At 55.2% G+C, this 16,881-nt stretch carries 19 protein-coding genes and 1 riboswitch; of the genes, 9 read left to right on the top strand and 10 right to left on the bottom strand.

The window, feature by feature from the left end:
* The first annotated feature begins 2 nt into the window (after positions 1-2).
* Positions 3-656, top strand: a complete 654-nt coding sequence (locus I3V23_08605) for an ABC transporter ATP-binding protein (GenBank protein QPI84652.1) — start codon at positions 3-5, stop codon at positions 654-656.
* A gap of 3 nt (positions 657-659) precedes the next feature.
* On the opposite strand, the gene I3V23_08610 is transcribed toward I3V23_08605, so the two are convergent.
* Entirely contained in the window at positions 660-914 is a 255-nt protein-coding gene (locus tag I3V23_08610; protein QPI84653.1) for a hypothetical protein, read from the bottom strand.
* Between the two features lie 126 nt (positions 915-1,040).
* On the opposite strand from I3V23_08610, the gene I3V23_08615 reads away from it, so the two are divergent.
* The 5 genes from I3V23_08615 (at position 1,041) to I3V23_08635 (ending at position 5,568) form a co-directional block, all read left to right on the top strand.
* Complete coding sequence (locus I3V23_08615; protein ID QPI84654.1) at positions 1,041-1,940, top strand: D-amino acid aminotransferase; 900 nt, start codon at positions 1,041-1,043, stop codon at positions 1,938-1,940.
* Between the two features lie 16 nt (positions 1,941-1,956).
* Positions 1,957-2,649, top strand: coding sequence for an HAD family hydrolase (locus I3V23_08620; GenBank protein QPI86765.1), 693 nt, complete (start codon positions 1,957-1,959; stop codon positions 2,647-2,649).
* Positions 2,650-2,672: 23 nt separating this feature from the next.
* Entirely contained in the window at positions 2,673-4,157 is a 1,485-nt protein-coding gene (locus I3V23_08625) for an AMP nucleosidase (GenBank protein ID QPI84655.1), read from the top strand.
* Positions 4,158-4,286: 129 nt separating this feature from the next.
* On the top strand, positions 4,287-4,577 hold the full coding sequence (locus I3V23_08630; protein ID QPI84656.1) for an HU family DNA-binding protein: 291 nt from the start codon (positions 4,287-4,289) through the stop codon (positions 4,575-4,577).
* A gap of 106 nt (positions 4,578-4,683) precedes the next feature.
* Positions 4,684-5,568, top strand: a complete 885-nt coding sequence (locus I3V23_08635) for a DMT family transporter (GenBank protein QPI84657.1) — start codon at positions 4,684-4,686, stop codon at positions 5,566-5,568.
* Here I3V23_08635 and I3V23_08640 read toward each other — a convergent pair.
* Positions 5,565-6,203 carry a hypothetical protein gene (locus I3V23_08640; protein ID QPI84658.1) on the bottom strand — a complete coding sequence of 213 codons (639 nt, stop codon included), beginning with the start codon at positions 6,201-6,203 and terminating at the stop codon, positions 5,565-5,567. The genes I3V23_08635 and I3V23_08640 overlap by 4 nt on opposite strands.
* A gap of 166 nt (positions 6,204-6,369) precedes the next feature.
* On the bottom strand, positions 6,370-7,470 hold the full coding sequence (gene aroC, locus I3V23_08645) for a chorismate synthase (protein QPI84659.1): 1,101 nt from the start codon (positions 7,468-7,470) through the stop codon (positions 6,370-6,372).
* A 96-nt stretch (positions 7,471-7,566) separates the two neighbouring features.
* Positions 7,567-7,675: riboswitch (TPP riboswitch) on the top strand.
* Positions 7,676-7,730: 55 nt separating this feature from the next.
* Here aroC and I3V23_08650 point away from each other — a divergent pair.
* Genes I3V23_08650 through I3V23_08660 form a run of 3 tightly spaced genes read left to right on the top strand, consistent with a single transcriptional unit; the run spans position 7,731 to position 10,928 of the window.
* Positions 7,731-8,717 carry a thiamine ABC transporter substrate binding subunit gene (locus I3V23_08650; GenBank protein ID QPI84660.1) on the top strand — a complete coding sequence of 329 codons (987 nt, stop codon included), beginning with the start codon at positions 7,731-7,733 and terminating at the stop codon, positions 8,715-8,717.
* Entirely contained in the window at positions 8,693-10,246 is a 1,554-nt protein-coding gene (locus I3V23_08655) for a thiamine/thiamine pyrophosphate ABC transporter permease ThiP (GenBank protein ID QPI84661.1), read from the top strand. Before I3V23_08650 ends, I3V23_08655 begins: the two co-directional genes overlap by 25 nt.
* Positions 10,239-10,928 carry an ATP-binding cassette domain-containing protein gene (locus I3V23_08660; GenBank protein QPI84662.1) on the top strand — a complete coding sequence of 230 codons (690 nt, stop codon included), beginning with the start codon at positions 10,239-10,241 and terminating at the stop codon, positions 10,926-10,928. Before I3V23_08655 ends, I3V23_08660 begins: the two co-directional genes overlap by 8 nt.
* A 69-nt stretch (positions 10,929-10,997) precedes the next feature.
* Here I3V23_08660 and I3V23_08665 read toward each other — a convergent pair whose 3' ends face one another.
* From I3V23_08665 to I3V23_08695, 7 genes are all read right to left on the bottom strand, one after another.
* The gene (locus I3V23_08665) at positions 10,998-11,798 is read right to left on the bottom strand and encodes a cytochrome c1 (GenBank protein ID QPI84663.1); all 801 of its coding nucleotides are present in this window, start codon (positions 11,796-11,798) and stop codon (positions 10,998-11,000) included.
* An 18-nt stretch (positions 11,799-11,816) separates the two neighbouring features.
* The gene (locus I3V23_08670; protein ID QPI84664.1) at positions 11,817-13,166 is read right to left on the bottom strand and encodes a cytochrome b N-terminal domain-containing protein; all 1,350 of its coding nucleotides are present in this window, start codon (positions 13,164-13,166) and stop codon (positions 11,817-11,819) included.
* 15 nt (positions 13,167-13,181) lie between these two features.
* Positions 13,182-13,760 (bottom strand): ubiquinol-cytochrome c reductase iron-sulfur subunit, encoded by a 579-nt coding sequence (gene petA / locus I3V23_08675; GenBank protein QPI84665.1) that lies wholly within the window; start codon positions 13,758-13,760, stop codon positions 13,182-13,184.
* A gap of 222 nt (positions 13,761-13,982) precedes the next feature.
* Positions 13,983-14,438, bottom strand: a complete 456-nt coding sequence (locus I3V23_08680) for a GNAT family N-acetyltransferase (GenBank protein QPI84666.1) — start codon at positions 14,436-14,438, stop codon at positions 13,983-13,985.
* Positions 14,435-15,043, bottom strand: a complete 609-nt coding sequence (locus I3V23_08685; protein ID QPI84667.1) for a glutathione S-transferase family protein — start codon at positions 15,041-15,043, stop codon at positions 14,435-14,437. The genes I3V23_08680 and I3V23_08685 overlap by 4 nt, the downstream gene beginning before the upstream one ends.
* 19 nt (positions 15,044-15,062) lie before the next feature.
* Entirely contained in the window at positions 15,063-15,542 is a 480-nt protein-coding gene (locus I3V23_08690; protein QPI86766.1) for an RNA pyrophosphohydrolase, read from the bottom strand.
* 8 nt (positions 15,543-15,550) lie between these two features.
* Entirely contained in the window at positions 15,551-16,879 is a 1,329-nt protein-coding gene (locus I3V23_08695) for a S41 family peptidase (GenBank protein QPI84668.1), read from the bottom strand.
* Positions 16,880-16,881: the final 2 nt, after the last annotated feature.

Here is a 16,881-nt window from a genome sequence, read left to right on the forward strand (position 1 = left end):
CGATGATCAAGCTTGAGCATCTTTCAAAATCTTTTCGCACAGGCCAATCCCGTCACATCATTCTAGATGATGTGACCCTCACCTTACCCAAGGGGCGCGCTTTAGCCTTATTGGGGCGCAATGGCGCGGGCAAATCGACCTTTTTACGGATGATTGCGGGGATTTTATCACCAGATCACGGGCGTATCCTGCGCGAGGGCAGCATTTCATGGCCTGTCGGGTTTGGCGGCTCATTACACGGTGATTTATCTGGCGCCCAAAACACCCGCTTCATTGCCCGCGTCTATGGGGTGGATAGCGAAGACCTTCTCGAATTTGTTGCCGATTTCGCCGAACTCGGCGCAGCGTTTGATCGCCCCGTCCGCCTCTATAGCCAAGGGATGCGCGCACGGCTTAGTTTTGGTCTCTCTATGGGGATCAAGTTCGACACCTATTTGGTTGATGAGGTGACGGCCGTGGGTGATGCTGCATTTCGGCGCAAAAGTGCGGCCGTATTTCGGGATCGCATCCGCGGATCTAGTGCGTTGGTGGTGAACCACAATCTGGCCGAACTGCGCGACTATTGCGATGCGGCGCTCATTCTTGAGGCGGGAAAGCTTAACTACTATGCCGACCTGAATGAGGCCATTAAGGCGCATAAGGCTATGCTGTCGTAGCGCTCAGATATCCCGCAAACGGGGCCCGTGCGCGTTCAGATCGCCTGTCGCGGGCAAGATCTGCGGGCCTTTGCACACCAGATCACAGGGCGCACTGTGCCCGAAGACGGGCATTTGCCCCTTCAACAGAGATTGCACAATCACCGCGCCGCGATCCTGAGGCGAAAGCATTTGCAACACAAATGCCAGCCCAATGGCGACACTCAAAACGACCAGTTTAAACCCACTGCGCAGTGATTTATTGTCAGTCCGTGTCATAGCCTGCCTCCCATTGCTTTGGGAAAATGTGGAAACTGCCCGCACTAAACTGTGATTGATATTGCACATCAAGACGGCATCCTGTCTCCTCACGCGAAGGTGACTAGGGCAAGGGCGAGGCAAATCATGGTCAGCACACATCAAAGCGAAGAAGACGCGCGCAATGAACATATTCTGATCTGGATCAACGGAGTGCTCAAACCCCGCGCCGAGGCAATGGTCAGCGTCTATGACAGCGGCTTTATGCTTGGTGATGGCGTTTGGGAGGGGTTACGTCTCTATAATGGGAAATGGGCCTTTTTGGACGATCATATGGATCGCCTGTTTGAGGCTGCCAAAGCGATTGATCTTGATATCGGTATGACCCGCGCCGCGGTGATTGCGGCCCTCGAAGACACCCGCCGCGCCAACGAGATGCAGACCGATGCCCATGCCAGATTGATGGTCACACGTGGGGTCAAGATGCGCCCCTTTCAACATCCTGCCCTGTCGCGTTCTGGCCCGACTGTTGCGATCATCATGGAGCATTCCAAACCCTCCATCCCGCGCCCCATTCGTCTGGCCACAGTGCCACATCTGCGCGGCTTGCCGATGACGCAAGACCCCAAGCTAAACTCTCATTCCAAATTGAATTGTATTCTCGCTTGCATCGCCGCGGAAAAGGCGGGGGCCGATGAGGCCTTGATGTTAGACATCCATGGCTTTGTGAACACCACAAATGCGTGCAATTTCTTCATCATTCGCAAGGGCGAGGTTTGGACAAGCACAGGCGATTATTGCATGAATGGGATCACACGGCAGAAGGTCATTGACCTGTGCCGCAACAATGACATCCCCGTCTTTGAGAAAAACTTTTCCTTGGTGGAAACCTATAGCGCAGATGAGGCATTTTTGACGGGCACATTTGGCGCGCAAACCCCTGTGGGCGAGATTGACGGCCGCGTCATCGGCACAGGCGATTTGGGCCCCCTGACCACGCGCATCCGCGCGCTTTATAAAGACATGATTGATCAAGGCACAGAATAGAATGACAAAAATTGCCATGTGGTCGGGGCCACGCAACCTTTCGACTGCGATGATGTATGCCTTTGGCGCGCGCACCGATTGCGCAGTTTGGGACGAGCCATTCTACGCCCCCTATTTGGCAGAGACAGGGCTCGACCACCCGATGCGATCCGAGATCCTTGCCGCGCATGAAAGCGATGCCAAGACCGTGGCGCGGCGCTGTGCGGGCAGCCCGCCTGACGGAAAAGAGCATTGGTATATGAAACACATGCCCCACCATATGTTGGATGGGTTTGACCTGACTTGGGCTGAGGGCTGCGTGAATATGCATCTGATCCGTCACCCCGCCCGCGTCATTGCCTCCTACCTCGCTAAACGCGATATGCCGAGCCTGCTTGATATTGGCTATCCTCAACAATGGGCGCTTTATCAGCGCCTTCCTGGCCCAATTTTCGACAGCACAGATATTCGCGCGAACCCAGAGGCCATGTTGCGCATGATCTGCGCGGCGGCCGACCTTCCGTTTGACGCGGCAATGTTATCTTGGCCCGCAGGGCCACGGGCCCAAGATGGGATCTGGGCCAAGCATTGGTATGGGGCTGTGCATCGCTCAACTGGGATTTCTGATCCCGAAGGGCCATTGCCCGACTTGCCCAAAGAATATCATGGGCTGCTGACCGAGGCGCTTGAATATTACGAACAAATGCGCAGTCTAAAACACACAGGCTAAGGTTAAATCAGGGGGAGTGCGCGATGCGAAAATCAGCCAAAGACGAGCAAATTCTATCGCCCGCCGCACCTCACCCGAAATATTTCAGTAAGGCCGCAGACGCAGTCGCCGAATTGCAACTGCTGTATCAGGCGGCCACAAAATTCCTTTACGATGCCTTTTCCGAGGCCTTGAAAGCCCCGCGCGAGAACACCCGCTATCGCGCCTTTTATCCTGAGATACGGATTACCACGACAGGTTTTGGCAAGATCGACACCCGCCTTTCTTTTGGTCATGTCGCAGAACCAGGCACCTATTCCACAACGGTCACGCGCCCCGATTTATTTGCCAATTACCTGACACAGCAAATCGCCCTTCTGATTGAAAACCATAATGTTGAGGTCGCGATTGGGGTATCCTCTACGCCAATTCCGCTGCATTTTGCAGTGCTGACGGATCCCAATCTCAACGTCCCGCAAGAGGCAGCGCTAACCTTTCCCTTGCGCGATATGTTTGATGTGCCTGATCTGGGCGGCATCCATGACGAGATCGTCAATTCCTTTGGCTTTAAGCATCCAGACGGGTCGGGGCCGCTTGCGCCCTTTACCGCCGAACGGATCGACTATTCTCTAGCACGGCTCGCTCATTATACCGCGACTGATCCTGTGTATTTCCAGAACCATGTTCTGTTCACCAATTACCAATTCTATATTGACGAATTCATTGCCTATGCGCGGGCAATGTTGGCCGACCCAAACAGCGGCTACACCGCCCTCGTTGGGCCGGGAAATCAAGTCCTAATGACGGCTGAGGCAGAGCTCACACATCCCGCAAAAATGCCCCAGATGCCAAGCTATCACCTCACCCGGAACGACAATGCAGGTATTAGTTTGGTTAATATTGGGGTCGGGCCTTCAAACGCAAAAACCGCCACTGACCATATTGCAGTTTTGCGACCCCATGCATGGTTGATGGTTGGTCATTGTGCAGGTCTGCGCAACACGCAGGCGCTTGGCGATTATGTCTTGGCACATGCCTATCTGCGCGAAGATCATGTTCTTGATGATGACCTGCCCGCATGGGTTCCTATCCCCGCATTGGCCGAAGTTCAAATTGCCCTTGAGGATGCTGTGGCAGATGTTGCGCAAGTGTCTGGCTATGAATTGAAACGGATCATGCGCACAGGCACGGTCGCCACAATCGACAATCGCAATTGGGAATTGCGCGATCAATCTGGCCCCGTAAAGCGCCTCAGCCAAAGTCGCGCCATCGCACTCGATATGGAAAGCGCAACCATCGCCGCCAATGGATTTCGCTTTCGGGTGCCTTATGGCACGCTGCTTTGTGTCTCGGATAAGCCGCTGCATGGCGAGTTAAAGCTGCCTGGAACGGCCTCAGAATTCTATAAAACCCAAGTGACGCGGCATTTGCTGATTGGCATTCGCGCCATGGAAAAATTGCGCGAAATGCCGCTTGAACGCCTTCATAGCCGAAAATTGCGGTCTTTTGAGGAAACGGCTTTCTTATAAATATATAAATTTTTGTCAAGATGCATGTTTTCTGCACCATTTTGTCTACTAATTGTTGTGTCCCTCCACAATATTAGGGTAATTTCGCACCAGCGAGCCCAAGGGTTCGGGGAGTAAAGGAGATAAAAAATGGCACAGAAACCGATGACAAAGACGCAGCTTGTTGCCGCGCTTGCCGACGAAATGGGCAGTGACAAGAAAACCGCAGCAGCCGCTTTGGATGCAGTGACCGCAGTGATCACCAAAGAAGTCGCAGGCGGTGGCGCAGTAACCCTTCCTGGGATTGGCAAAGTATACTGCCGCGCACGTCCCGAGCGTATGGTGCGCAACCCAGCAACGGGTGAGCAGATCAAAAAGCCTGCCGACAAGGTTGTGAAGGTCACAATCGCAAAGGCATTGAAGGACAGCGTAAACGGCTAAGTTTTCGCAGTTTTGAAGTTTTAAGGGCCGCCTTCTTGGGTGGCCCTTTTTCTTGGGCGGGTTTCATGCTTCTGTGTCGCAAGCAGGTTTCGGCAGGATGCATGACATGGATTTTCGCGCAATTGGAATGGGGCTGATTTTCGCCCTCATATGGTCTTCGGCTTTCACCTCCGCGCGAATGATCGTTGAAGCCGCGCCCCCCCTCTACGCATTGGTTCTGCGCTTTGGATTAGCGGGTCTGATTGGTGTGGCCATTGCCAAGGCCCTCGGACAACACTGGAAATTTTCGGCCAAGCAATGGCGCGGCATTTTGATTTTTGGCACCTGCCAAAACGCGATCTATCTGGGTCTGAATTTTATCGCCATGCAAACGGTCGAAGCGGGGCTTGCAGCCATCATCGCATCGAGTATGCCGCTGTTGGTGGCGACTGCGAATTGGGCGTTTTTCCGCGAAACCCTCCCAAAGCTTGGGATTTTCGGCCTGATAGCGGGCTTTGCTGGGGTGGCGCTGATTATGTCACAGCGATTAACAGGCGGGGCGGATGTCATGGGCCTTGCACTCTGCGTCATTGCTGCCGTGGCGCTGACCATCGCAACATTGGCCGTGCGCAGTGCTTCAGCCTCGGGCGGAAATGTGATCATGACCGTTGGCTTGCAAATGGCGGTTGGCTCGATTGTCTTGGTGCCCTTTGCCTTAATCTTTGAAACGCCAGAATTTGACATGTCGCAGCGTCTCTTTTGGGCCTTCACTTATACAACTTTAGCCCCAGGTCTTTTGGCAACGTGGATTTGGTTTTTGTTGGTCGCCCGCATTGGAGCAACCCGCGCCGCAACGTTTCATTTCTTGAATCCGTTTTTCGGCGTGGCGATTGCCGCGGCGCTCCTTGGGGAAAAATTATCTTTGGCCGACATCATTGGGGTTGCCATTATCGCAGGCGGGATTTTGGCGGTGCAGTTGGCCCGCGTCACCCCAACGGCGCCAAGCAGTTAGGCCCCGTCAAGCGGCGTATCGCTGACAATGACGCGCAGATTATCAATAGCGATGCGATAGGGGCTATCCGTATCATCACTGCCAAATAGGCTGATTTCGCCCTCTGCGTCATAGCTGCTGACCGCAATGCGCAAAGATAATCGTGTGGTTTCTTCTCCCGATTGCAGTGACCCATCGGGTTTGGGATACGCGTCAAGCAATTGAAACCGCGTGCCTGTTGGGCTTTGCCGCGCGATTTCGATCACAGGGGCATCCGCCGCGCCCGTAATGCGCAAGGCTGCATCGGCAAAGCTCAGTTCAACCGCCGCACCGTCCCATCCGTCAAGAAGCCACAGGTCTAACTCAAGCACAGCATTGCGAAAACCAAGTGGCAAAAGGATTGGTTTTTGGATCACCAACCCCGCTGCAACAGGGCCCAGAATACCGCCCGTTATCACGGATTGGTTTGATTGAGCCGCACCACTAAAGCCGCCTTCGTTAAACTCGAAATCTTCGAAAGAGACGAGTCGGTCGTCTTGCGAGAACACCCGCAAACCCGCCGTGCTGTCATTGGTGCTTGCCCAGACATCGGGGGTCGGGCCGATCCGCCAAACCATCCCAATGAGGAGGCCAAGCGCCATAAGCGCGATGATCATCGTTCTTCCATCCACCCGAAAGGATCTCGGAAGTGCCCATGTTCGCTTGGCCTGTCGCATAGTTAACCTCTTACTCGTTTACCCACTCAAGATCGCAAGGAAACTTGGTTAAAAAGCGGCAAGGCCGAGAAAATTTTACGGAATTTGAAACTAATCTAAGAAACGATCAGCCGATGTTGCCACGATTTGCGCCGATTTGTCCGCGATGCAGCAACAAATGATCCAGAACCACACAGGCCATCATCGCTTCACCCACGGGAACGGCACGAATACCCACACAAGGATCATGCCGCCCTTTTGTGATGATTTCAGCCGATTCGCCCGATTTCGTGATCGTTTGGCGCGGCGTCAGGATGGAGGAGGTGGGTTTCACGGCAAAACGCACAACCACATCTTGGCCAGTGGAAATTCCACCCAAAATCCCGCCCGCGTGATTAGAGGCGTATTGCGGGCCATCTGCGCCCATCGTGATTTCATCCGCGTTTTCACTGCCCCGCAGGGCAGCGGCGTTCATGCCCTCGCCAATCTCAACACCTTTCACGGCATTGATTGACATCATCGCTGCGGCCAAATCCGTATCGAGCTTGCCATAAATTGGCGCGCCAAGCCCTGCGGGCAAACCGCGCGCGACCACCTCGATCACCGCGCCGACACTGTCGCCCGATTTGCGAAGACCATCTAAATAGCTTGCCCAATCTGCCGCTGCCTTGGGGTCAGGCGTCCAAAATGGGTTCTGCTCAATCTGATCCCAGTCAAACCGCGTGCGGTCAATCTGATGTGGGCCCATTTGCACCATGAAGCCCGTAATTTGCAGATCAGGCAGCAGCGTGGCCAAAACCGCGCGTGCGACCCCGCCTGCGGCCACGCGTGCAGCGGTTTCTCGGGCGCTTGATCGCCCACCCCCGCGCGGATCGCGGATACCGTATTTTTGCCAATAGGTGATGTCGGCATGGCCTGGACGGAATTTTTCGGCAATTTCAGAATAATCTTTCGACCGCTGATCCGTGTTGCGGATCATCAACTGTATCGGCGTGCCTGTCGTCTGGCCCTCGTAAACGCCCGAAAGAATTTCCACCTCATCAGGTTCGCGGCGTTGCGTGGTGTATTTATTCTGCCCTGGTTTGCGGCGATCAAGCCAATGCTGCAGCATTGCGGCATCTATCGCGACACCTGGAGGGCATCCGTCAACAGTCGCGCCAAGGGCTGGCCCGTGGCTTTCGCCCCAAGTGGTAACCCGAAAAAGATGACCGAATGTGTTCATCGACATTGGCGTGACCTACATAATTTTAGCCTTCACAGGGGTTAGCCTTCCTGAGGCAAAATGCCAAGACCCTTGCCCTTCGCAGAAAACCTGCCTAGATCAGTCCTTGTCTCGGGGTGGCCCGTTATTGGGCCTGAGATGCGCAATCCTGCGTAAACCCGTTGAACCTGAACCGGTTAGGACCGGCGGAGGGAAGGCTTTGGAACAGAGGGCAATTTACCCAAGCTCCATCTTCACTTCGCCCGTCGCAATGGAGGAGTGAGGAAATGAAACACACCATCATAGCAGCGGGTATGAGCATCTTTGCAGGGGCGGCAATGGCCGAAAACCCTGTTTTGCATGTCTATACCTATGATTCATTTGTCGCTGATTGGGGGCCTGGGCCCCAGATTGAGGCTGCTTTCGAAGAAAGCTGTGGCTGTGATCTGCAATTCGTCAGCGCGGGCGATGGCGCAGCACTGCTGTCGCGGCTTCAGCTTGAGGGCAGTCGCAGCGAAGCAGATGTGGTCTTAGGCCTTGATACAAACCTGATGACAGCCGCACGCGATACAGGCCTATTCGCCACGCATGATATCCCCGCTGAGGGGCTGACCCTACCAATCGCATGGGATGATGCAGAATTTCTGCCCTTTGATTGGGGCTATTTCGCCTTTGTCCATAACGCTGATCTGCCCAATCCCCCCCAAAGTTTTGAGGAATTGGCCGCAAGTGATCTGCGCATCTTGATCCAAGACCCACGCAGTTCGACCCCAGGTTTGGGCCTCGTTTACTGGATTGAGGCCGCCTATGGCGATGGGGCTGCGCAAATTTGGCAGGATTTGGCGGATAACATCGTCACCGTCACCCCAGGATGGTCAGAGGCCTATGGCCTGTTCCTAGAGGGTGAGGCCGATATGGTGCTTTCCTACACAACATCCCCCGCCTATCACCTCATTGCTGAGGAAGATCCCAGCAAATCTGCCGCTGCCTTTGACGAGGGGCATTATATGCAAATTGAAATTGCAGGCATCACCGCGGCAAGCGATCAACCCGATTTAGCGCGTGCGTTTATGACCTTCATGCTGTCGCCCGCATTCCAATCTGTAATCCCCACGACAAACTGGATGTATCCTGCGGCTTTGCCCGTTTCGGCGCTACCCGATGGGTTTGAAACCTTGATTGCCCCTGAAAAAGTGCTGCACTTCTCGGGGGATGAGGCTGCGGCGCTTCGCGATGCAGCGATTGACAGATGGCAATCCGCACTCAGCCGCTAAGTGCCTTGGTTTGGGTCGGGACGGGCGCTTTGGCGCTTGTCCTGACCGTGACCCTTGTCCCGCTTGTGGCGATTGCCGTCACGGCGGACGATGGGTTTAAATTACGCGCGGCCGACTGGGCCGCAATTCGCTTTACGCTCCTTCAGGCATTCCTCTCCACAAGTCTGAGCCTTGCAATTGCCATTCCACTGGCCCGCGCTGTTGCGCGGCGGAGGTTTATTGGCAGGGGCATTTTCATCAGCCTAATGGGTGCCCCATTTATCCTTCCCGTCATCGTTGCCGTGATCGGCCTGATTGCAAGCTATGGTCATAACGGGTGGCTTGCGCGCGCCTTACAGGTCATTGGCCTAGACCTCCCCGAAATTTACGGGCTGCACGGCGTAGTTCTCGCGCATGTGTTTTTTAACCTCCCCCTTGCCGCGCGCTTGATCCTGCAAGAGTGGCAAGCCATTCCACAGGAACGCATACGTCTTGCACAATCTTTGGGGCTTAAGGGCGGCGCTTTTTTTCGGCATATTGAATGGCCGATTGTGCGAAGCACCGCACCGGGCGCTTTTGTGGTGATTTTTCTGCTCTGTTGCTCAAGTTTCGCAGTCGCGTTGATCTTGGGCGGTGGCCCGCGCGCGACCACGATTGAATTGGCCATTTATCAAGCGTTTCGATTTGATTTTGACCTTGGGCGCGCCGCAAGTTTGGCCGCCGTGCAGGCCCTGCTGTGCCTCGGCCTCGGCGCGTTTGCACTGCGGCTGTCAGCCCGTGGCACGGGACTTGGCACGGGGCTGGATCGCAGATTGGCCCTGCCTACTGAAGGGCGCGCATTTGTCGATACTCTGGTGATCGTGGCTGCGGGTGGATTTCTCGCATTGCCCTTGGTGCGGATCGTGATCCTTGGCCTGCCAAATCTTACAGAACTACCCACAGCCGTTTGGATTGCGGCGCTGCGCTCGCTGATCATGGCGTTATCTGCGACCGCTCTGTCGATTGCGATGGCGCTGCCAATCGCCTTTGCCTTGCTCCGCTTGCGCCGCGCCGCAATATTTGAGGCTCTTTGCCTGCTTGCCTTGGTCATTTCACCTTTGGCCCTCGGCACAGGATGGTTTTTAATCCTGCGGCCAATCACCAATCCCGTGACATGGGCCTTGCCCGTCACCGTATGCGTCAATGCCCTGATGGCACTGCCCTTCGTGCTGCGTGCCGTTCTGCCCGCCCTTCATGAAGCTGAAGCAAGCCAAGCCCGCCTTGCCACGGCGTTGGGCCTTGTCGGTTGGCACAGATTTCGGCACGCGATCCTGCCGCGCCTTATCCGTCCATTGGGCTTTGCGGCGGGTTTATGTGCGGCCTTATCAATGGGGGATTTGGGCGTGATCGCCCTATTCGCGGCACCTGATCAAGCCACTTTGCCCCTAGAGATGCTGCGCCTGATGGGGGCCTATCGTATGGCGGATGCCCAAGGGGCAGCATTGCTGCTCTTGATCCTAAGCCTGGGCTTGTTTTGGATATTTGACCGTGGGGGCCGTTACCATGCTTGAGATCACAAATCTAACCTATCGCAGCGAGGGCTTTGAATTGAACGCCACCTTCCGCGTGGAGCGAGGGGAAAGGCTGGCCTTAATGGGGCAATCAGGCGCGGGAAAATCCACGTTGATCAGCCTCATCGCAGGGTTTCTCAGCCCAAATGCGGGAGAGATCTGGTTTGACAGCGCAAACCTCACCCAGTGCGATCCATCCAAACGGCCAATTTCAATCCTGTTTCAAGACAGCAATCTTTTCCCTCATCTGACTTTGCGGGAAAACCTAGGCTTGGCCCTCTCGCCGCGATTGGCGTTGAACGCGGCGATGGAGGCGCAGATCAGCGCCGCATTGGCACAAGTGGGCCTGCGCGGGTTTGAGGGGCGCCGCCCCGCAAGCCTGTCAGGTGGGCAACAATCCCGTGCAGCCATTGCGCGCGTCCTTTTGCAAAATCGGCCAATCCTGCTGATGGACGAGCCGTTTGCAGCCCTAGATCCCGCTTTGCGGCGCGAGATGGCAGAGTTGATCCGCAGTTTGTGCCGCGATTTGGGACTGACCTTGATCCTCGCTTCTCATGATTTCACGGATGCCGAACGGATGTGTGACCGCGTGATGCTTTTGTCCGAAGGGCAGATTACAGAAGATTGCCCCATCACAGGCCTACGCGCCGCACCTCCTGCGGGTTTGGCGCCATGGCTGTAGGCAAAAGAAAAAAGCGCCTCTGGGATCAGAGGCGCTTTTAGGTTTCTATCGTCCCTTCGGGGGCGTGGCTTATTTCGCTGCGCCCGCTTTGGCGCGCGATTTGATAGGCGCCCAAAGTTTCTTATTGGTCAGATACAGCATCACAGCGAGAATGCCGAGCATGATAATCGCGGTGAAGCCAAGCTGCTTACGCTCCATCATGCGGGGTTCTGCCGCCCAAGTCAGGAACGCAGCCACATCTTTGGCCATGCTCTCGATATCATTGGGTGAGCCATCTGCGAACTCAACCGCACCATCCCACAAGGGAGGGGCCATTGCGATCAAACCACCAGGGAAAGATTCGTTCTCGTAGAAGTATGTCCCATACTGCTCCACCTCTTCGCCCGTATAATGGGTCAGAAGAGATGCAATATATTCTGGGCCACCAATGCCGTTGAACAACTGGTTCAGACCCAAACCATATGGCCCATGAAAGCCAGCACGGGCCTTCGCCATGAGGCTCAGGTCAGGTGCGTTTTCAAGGCTAGACTGCGGGAAATGGTCATTCGGAGTCGCAGTGCGCCAATCATCAATGGAGGGGTCATACACCTCGAACTGTTCCGCATAGGCGCGGGCCTGTTCGGGGGTATATCCCAAGCCATTTTCATCGGCGAGGTTGCGGTAAGCCACATATTGCAGACCATGGCAGGCAGAGCAAACTTCGGTGAAGACCTGAAGCCCGCGCTGCAACTGATCTTGGTCATAGCGACCAAATGGGCCTTGGAACGAGAATTCATAATTCACGATGTGGCCCTCTGCACCTTCTGCAAGTCCCGCTCCGGTCGAGAGGCTCAGCGCAGCAATTGTGCTGATCACAAGTTTCCTGAACATGTCAGACTATCCTTTCTCTCACTCAGCAGGAATTTTCGCAGAGGCAGGGCCAGTGCCCACGCTTGCATTGCCGTAATGGGCGTTGAAATCCTCTTCGATGGTCGAAGGCGGTGTGGTTGGCTTTTCCAGAACCCCCAGAAGCGGCAGGATCACGAGGAAATAGGCGAACCAATAGGCCGACCCGATCAAAGCGATGTAGGGGTAAATCCCTTCTGCAGGCATTGCACCCGCCCACATCAGCACGAAGAAGTTGATCACGAAAACCCAGAACCAAGGCTTAAACATTGGGCGGTAGCGGCCAGAGCGCACCGAAGATGTATCAAGCCATGGCACCAAGGCCATCACGATGATCGCACCAAACATGGCGAGAACACCGAAGAATTTCGCGTCAACAATCCCGCCTGTCAGGAACTCCGCCGCAATCACAACCCAAACTTCACCGTCAAAGGCGCGCAGGATCGCGTAGAAGGGCAAGAAATACCATTCAGGCACGATATGTGCAGGCGTGACCATTGGGTTTGCCTCGATATAGTTATCGGGGTGACCCAGATAGTTCGGCATAAAGCCCACGATGGCAAAGAAAGCCACCAGAACAACCGCCAAGGCGAACAGGTCTTTGATTACGAAATAGGGCCAGAATGGCAGCGTATCGGCTTCGGCCTCTTTCTTAGATGCGCGGCGCACATCAACACCTGTTGGGTTGTTGTTACCCGTGGTGTGGAAGGCCCAAACGTGAACGATCACCAGACCCAAGATCACGAATGGCAGCAGATAGTGCAGCGACAAGAAGCGGTTCAGCGTGGCGTTGTCCACCGCAGGCCCGCCCAAGAGCCATGTCTGGATCGCTTCGCCCACAAAGGGAATCGCGCCAAATAGGCCCGTGATCACGGTCGCGCCCCAGAAGGACATCTGACCCCAAGGCAGAACATAGCCCATAAAGGCTGTGCCCATCATCAGTAGGTAAATCAGCATACCGACAATCCATGTGACTTCGCGTGGCGCCTTGTAGGAGCCGTAGTAAAGACCACGGAAAATGTGCAGATAAACCGCGATAAAGAACAAAGACGCGCCGTTTTGGTGGATATAGCGGATCGCCCATCCCCCGTTCACGTTGCGCATAATGTGTTCAACGCTTGCAAAAGCGAGATCGACATGTGGGGTGTAGTGCATCACAAGGATGATCCCTGTGACAATCTGCATGACCAAGCAGAACACAAGAACGATGCCCCAAATCCACATCCAATTCAGGTTCTTGGGGGTTGGGATCATCAATGTGTCATAAAGAAGGCCCACGATGGGAAGGCGCGAATGCAACCACTTCTCGGCGTTGGACTTCGGTTCGTAATGGTCGTGGGGAATGCCAGACATCGGTCGTTTCCTCCGTTAACCGAGCAAAATTGTTGTATCGTCTACGAAAGACGCGTTTGGAATGTGCAGGTTCTGCGGCGCGGGGCCTTTGCGGATACGGCCTGCCGTGTCGTAATGCGAACCATGGCAAGGGCAGAACCAACCGCCGAACTCGCCTGCGCCATCACCCAAAGGCACACAGCCCAAATGGGTGCAAACGCCCTGCATCACCAACCATTCGCCTGTGTTCTCACCCTCAGGGGTGGTTAGGCTGCGGTTTTCGTCATGCGCATCCGAGCCTGCAGCGATGTTTGGGTTGCGGCTATCGGTATCTACAAGGTCATTCATGTCAACGGCGCGCGCCGCTTCAATCTCATCCTGCGTGCGACGGCGGATGAAAACGGGCTTGCCGAGGAACAGAACGGTCAACTGCGTTCCTTCCTGCACACCCGAGACATCAACGCGCATCGTGGATGCGGCTTGAACGTCTGCCGAAGGGTTCATTTGATTGACCAGCGGCCAGACGGCGGCGCCGGTTACAACAGCACCTACACCGCCTGTCGCATAGTACAGAAAGTCGCGGCGTGTGCTGGACTGGTCTTCTGCGTGTGACACTGAAAGCGTCTCCCTTGTCAGCGACCCACCAAACGGGGCCAATTGAATCGAAGCCACAGGAATCCCCCGCAGCTTTTCTCGGGCTGTTTATGCAATGAAATGATAAGCGTCTAGCGGACAAACGCGCGCAGTTTGGCCGAAATGTCGCGGTTTGTGATGAATTTTCAACCTCTGCGCGAAAAACATGAAGGTTTCACACGAAAAAAATTTCGCAAAGCCCGCCTATTTCCCGAAGTTTAGGGCCATTTTTCGGTGCAAAATACCTGATCCATCATCAAATTCGGGGCCTGTGGCGGTGAATCCCAAGCGCTCGTAAAAGGAAATCGCGCTCAATTGCGCGTCCAATTCCATCTGATGTGGATCTGGTTCTGTGGCGATGTGGCGAATATGCGCCATCACAAACCGCATAAGTGACGCACCATAGCCCGCGCCCCGCGCATCTGCGACAACCGCGATGCGTCCAATCCGCCACGCCTGCCCTGTGCGATAGAGCCGCCCTGTCGCCACAGCCCGCCCCGCCAAACGACCCAAAACATGAGTGGCTTTTGCGTCAATCGTATCAAATTCCTCTGAAAGCGGCACAGATTGCTCGACCACAAAGACAGCGCGGCGGATCTCATAGCACAGATCCAAATCAGCCTGTGTTTGCACAAGGCTAAATTCGGGCGAACCACTCATCCAACTGGGAATGTGTCTTTGAAAGAGGGACGCGCGCTTAAGCGATCAAAAAACGCGGTCAAGTTCGGGCGGGTCGCGCGCCAATCAAATTGGCCTTGGCGAAAATCAAGATAGCCCAAGCCCGCACCAACCGCGATTTGGCCCATATCAAGCGCCTGATCAAAACTCGGCACTTGGGTTTCGAAATAATCAAGCGCGCGCTCTACTTTGGCCCATTGGCCTTCATACCAAGGCTCATACCAATGTGTTTCGGGGCGGAAGCGTTTTTCATAGACCATGGCCACCACAGCCTCGATCATACCATCTGCCGCCGCTTCGGTGGTCAGCACCTCCCAAAGGCGGCTTTCGGGATAAAGCCCCGCTTGCGCATGTTGATCCAAAAAGCGGGTGATCACACGGCTGTCAAAAATCGGGCTATCGCCTTCGCGCAAAAGCACAGGAATACGTCCTGAAGGATTGGCGGCATTGAGATGGGCATCCCCGCCCATGGGTGAGGCTTTGACAGTTTCGAACATCACATCTGTCATACCCGCCTCTTTGACCATCACAAGAACCTTCCGCACGAAGGGGGATGCAGCAGAGCCGAGAACCTGAAATTGCGCCATTTTTCTTGTCCCTTTGGGCTTAGATTAAACCAAATTCTTGAAACACGGCGGCATAGATGTCGCGCTTGAACGGCACAATCTGCACCAAAAGATCCTGCGCCCGCATCCATTGCCAATCGGAGAATTCAACATCCTGATAGCTGAGGTCAATCGCGTCATCGGGGGCGGTTAATTCAACCATAACCCAATGCTGCTTTTGTCCCCGAAATTTGCCGCCCCAACGATAGGGGATCACTTCTGGCGGCAGATCATAGGTCAACCAATCAGCGGTCTGCCGTATAAACCGCGTTTGATCTTCTGAAATGCCAGTTTCCTCAAGCAATTCGCGGGCAGCGGCTTGGCGTGGGGTTTCACCCGCATCAATACCGCCCTGCGGCATTTGCCATGCAGGTTTGTCCATATCCGCGCGCGTGCCCGCGAAAACACCACCCGCGGCATTGACCATCACAATGCCAACACAGGGCCGATAGGGCAGCGCAGCGATATCAGCAGGCGACAGCGCCGCGCTCATCGGGCGTTTGGCCCCAAGGCGTTTAGCCCCGTCAGAATATCAATCGCATAGGCCAGTTGATAATCCTGATTGCGCAGGCGTGCGGTTTCCTCGGCAATGGCTTGCTCCTCATCGCGAAGACGCTGCTCATCTTCGGTCAGGGTGGTGTTGCGCAAGGCCCCGCGCAAATCGGCTTCGGAGCGGGTGAACCGATCTTCGGTTGGCGCATCCTCAACAGGGTCGCGCTGTTCCACCAGAATATCAGGGGCCACGCCCAATGCCTGAATCGAGCGGCCCGAAGGGGTGTAGTATAGCGCAGTAGTCAGTCGAATGGCCCCCTCGCCCTGCACAGGCATCACGGATTGCACCGACCCTTTGCCAAATGTGTTTGTGCCTACGACCACAGCGCGGCGATGATCTTGCAACGCGCCCGCCACGATCTCGGAGGCCGAGGCAGAGCCGCCATTGACCAGAACCACCATCGGCAATCCGTCAATCAAATCGCCTGCCGTTGCATTGTAGCGATCCCCATCCGCGCCATTTCGGCCACGGGTGGAAACGATTTCGCCCTGTTCCAAAAAGGCATCGGACACACGAATTGCTTGGGTCAATAGACCCCCAGGATTGTTTCGCAAATCAAGCACGACACCATTCAGATTTTCGATCCCGCCAAGCTCTGCGATGACATCAGACAAACCGTCCTCCAAGTTGGGGTAGGTTTGATCATTGAAGGTCGAGACGCGCAAAATCGCGGTGTTTCCCTCTAGGCGCGTGCGCACAGCAGTAAGACGGATGCGGTCGCGGATGATGGAGATGTCAAAAGGTTCATCAACCCCCTCCCGCACGACAGTGATGACAATCTCCGAACCAACAGGCCCACGCATCAGATCAACGGCTTCTTCCAATGTCAGGCCAAGCAGTGCCTCGCCATCCACATGGGTGATGAAATCACCCGCCTCAACACCCGCTTCCATTGCAGGGGTGTCATCCATTGGCGTGATGACGCGCACAAACCCGTCTTCTTGGGTCACTTCAATGCCCAACCCACCAAACTCGCCACGGGTCTGCACTTGCATCGAGTCGAAATCACGCGGCGGCAGATAGCTTGAATGTGGATCAAGCGAGGTCAGCATGCCATTGATCGCCGCTTCGATCAGCGCAGATTCATCGACCTCCTCAACGTAATTCGAGCGGATCCGCTCAAACACATCTCCAAATAAATCAAGCTGCTCGTAAACGCTGCGCTGCTGTTCCTGCTCTTGCGCCAAGAGCGGGGCGGCAAATTGGGATGCCAAGATGACCCCAGCAACCGCGCCCCCTAAGCCCGCAATAACCAGTTTCTTCATGT

This window comes from Rhodobacterales bacterium HKCCA1288, from assembly GCA_015693905.1.
Classification (GTDB): domain Bacteria; phylum Pseudomonadota; class Alphaproteobacteria; order Rhodobacterales; family Rhodobacteraceae; genus M30B80.

Excerpts from the sequence above, each read along its gene's own strand:
- I3V23_08605 (QPI84652.1), top strand. The coding sequence starts at position 3 with ATGATCAAGCTTGAGCATCTTTCAAAATCTTTTCGCACAGGCCAATCC.
- I3V23_08610 (QPI84653.1), bottom strand. The coding sequence starts at position 914 with ATGACACGGACTGACAATAAATCACTGCGCAGTGGGTTTAAACTGGTC.
- I3V23_08615 (QPI84654.1), top strand. The coding sequence starts at position 1,041 with ATGGTCAGCACACATCAAAGCGAAGAAGACGCGCGCAATGAACATATT.
- I3V23_08620 (QPI86765.1), top strand. The coding sequence starts at position 1,957 with ATGTGGTCGGGGCCACGCAACCTTTCGACTGCGATGATGTATGCCTTT.
- I3V23_08625 (QPI84655.1), top strand. The coding sequence starts at position 2,673 with ATGCGAAAATCAGCCAAAGACGAGCAAATTCTATCGCCCGCCGCACCT.
- I3V23_08630 (QPI84656.1), top strand. The coding sequence starts at position 4,287 with ATGGCACAGAAACCGATGACAAAGACGCAGCTTGTTGCCGCGCTTGCC.
- I3V23_08635 (QPI84657.1), top strand. The coding sequence starts at position 4,684 with ATGGATTTTCGCGCAATTGGAATGGGGCTGATTTTCGCCCTCATATGG.
- I3V23_08640 (QPI84658.1), bottom strand. The coding sequence starts at position 6,203 with ATGATCATCGCGCTTATGGCGCTTGGCCTCCTCATTGGGATGGTTTGG.
- aroC (QPI84659.1), bottom strand. The coding sequence starts at position 7,470 with ATGTCGATGAACACATTCGGTCATCTTTTTCGGGTTACCACTTGGGGC.
- I3V23_08650 (QPI84660.1), top strand. The coding sequence starts at position 7,731 with ATGAAACACACCATCATAGCAGCGGGTATGAGCATCTTTGCAGGGGCG.
- I3V23_08655 (QPI84661.1), top strand. The coding sequence starts at position 8,693 with ATGGCAATCCGCACTCAGCCGCTAAGTGCCTTGGTTTGGGTCGGGACG.
- I3V23_08660 (QPI84662.1), top strand. The coding sequence starts at position 10,239 with ATGCTTGAGATCACAAATCTAACCTATCGCAGCGAGGGCTTTGAATTG.
- I3V23_08665 (QPI84663.1), bottom strand. The coding sequence starts at position 11,798 with ATGTTCAGGAAACTTGTGATCAGCACAATTGCTGCGCTGAGCCTCTCG.
- I3V23_08670 (QPI84664.1), bottom strand. The coding sequence starts at position 13,166 with ATGTCTGGCATTCCCCACGACCATTACGAACCGAAGTCCAACGCCGAG.
- I3V23_08680 (QPI84666.1), bottom strand. The coding sequence starts at position 14,438 with ATGAGTGGTTCGCCCGAATTTAGCCTTGTGCAAACACAGGCTGATTTG.
- I3V23_08685 (QPI84667.1), bottom strand. The coding sequence starts at position 15,043 with ATGGCGCAATTTCAGGTTCTCGGCTCTGCTGCATCCCCCTTCGTGCGG.
- I3V23_08695 (QPI84668.1), bottom strand. The coding sequence starts at position 16,879 with ATGAAGAAACTGGTTATTGCGGGCTTAGGGGGCGCGGTTGCTGGGGTC.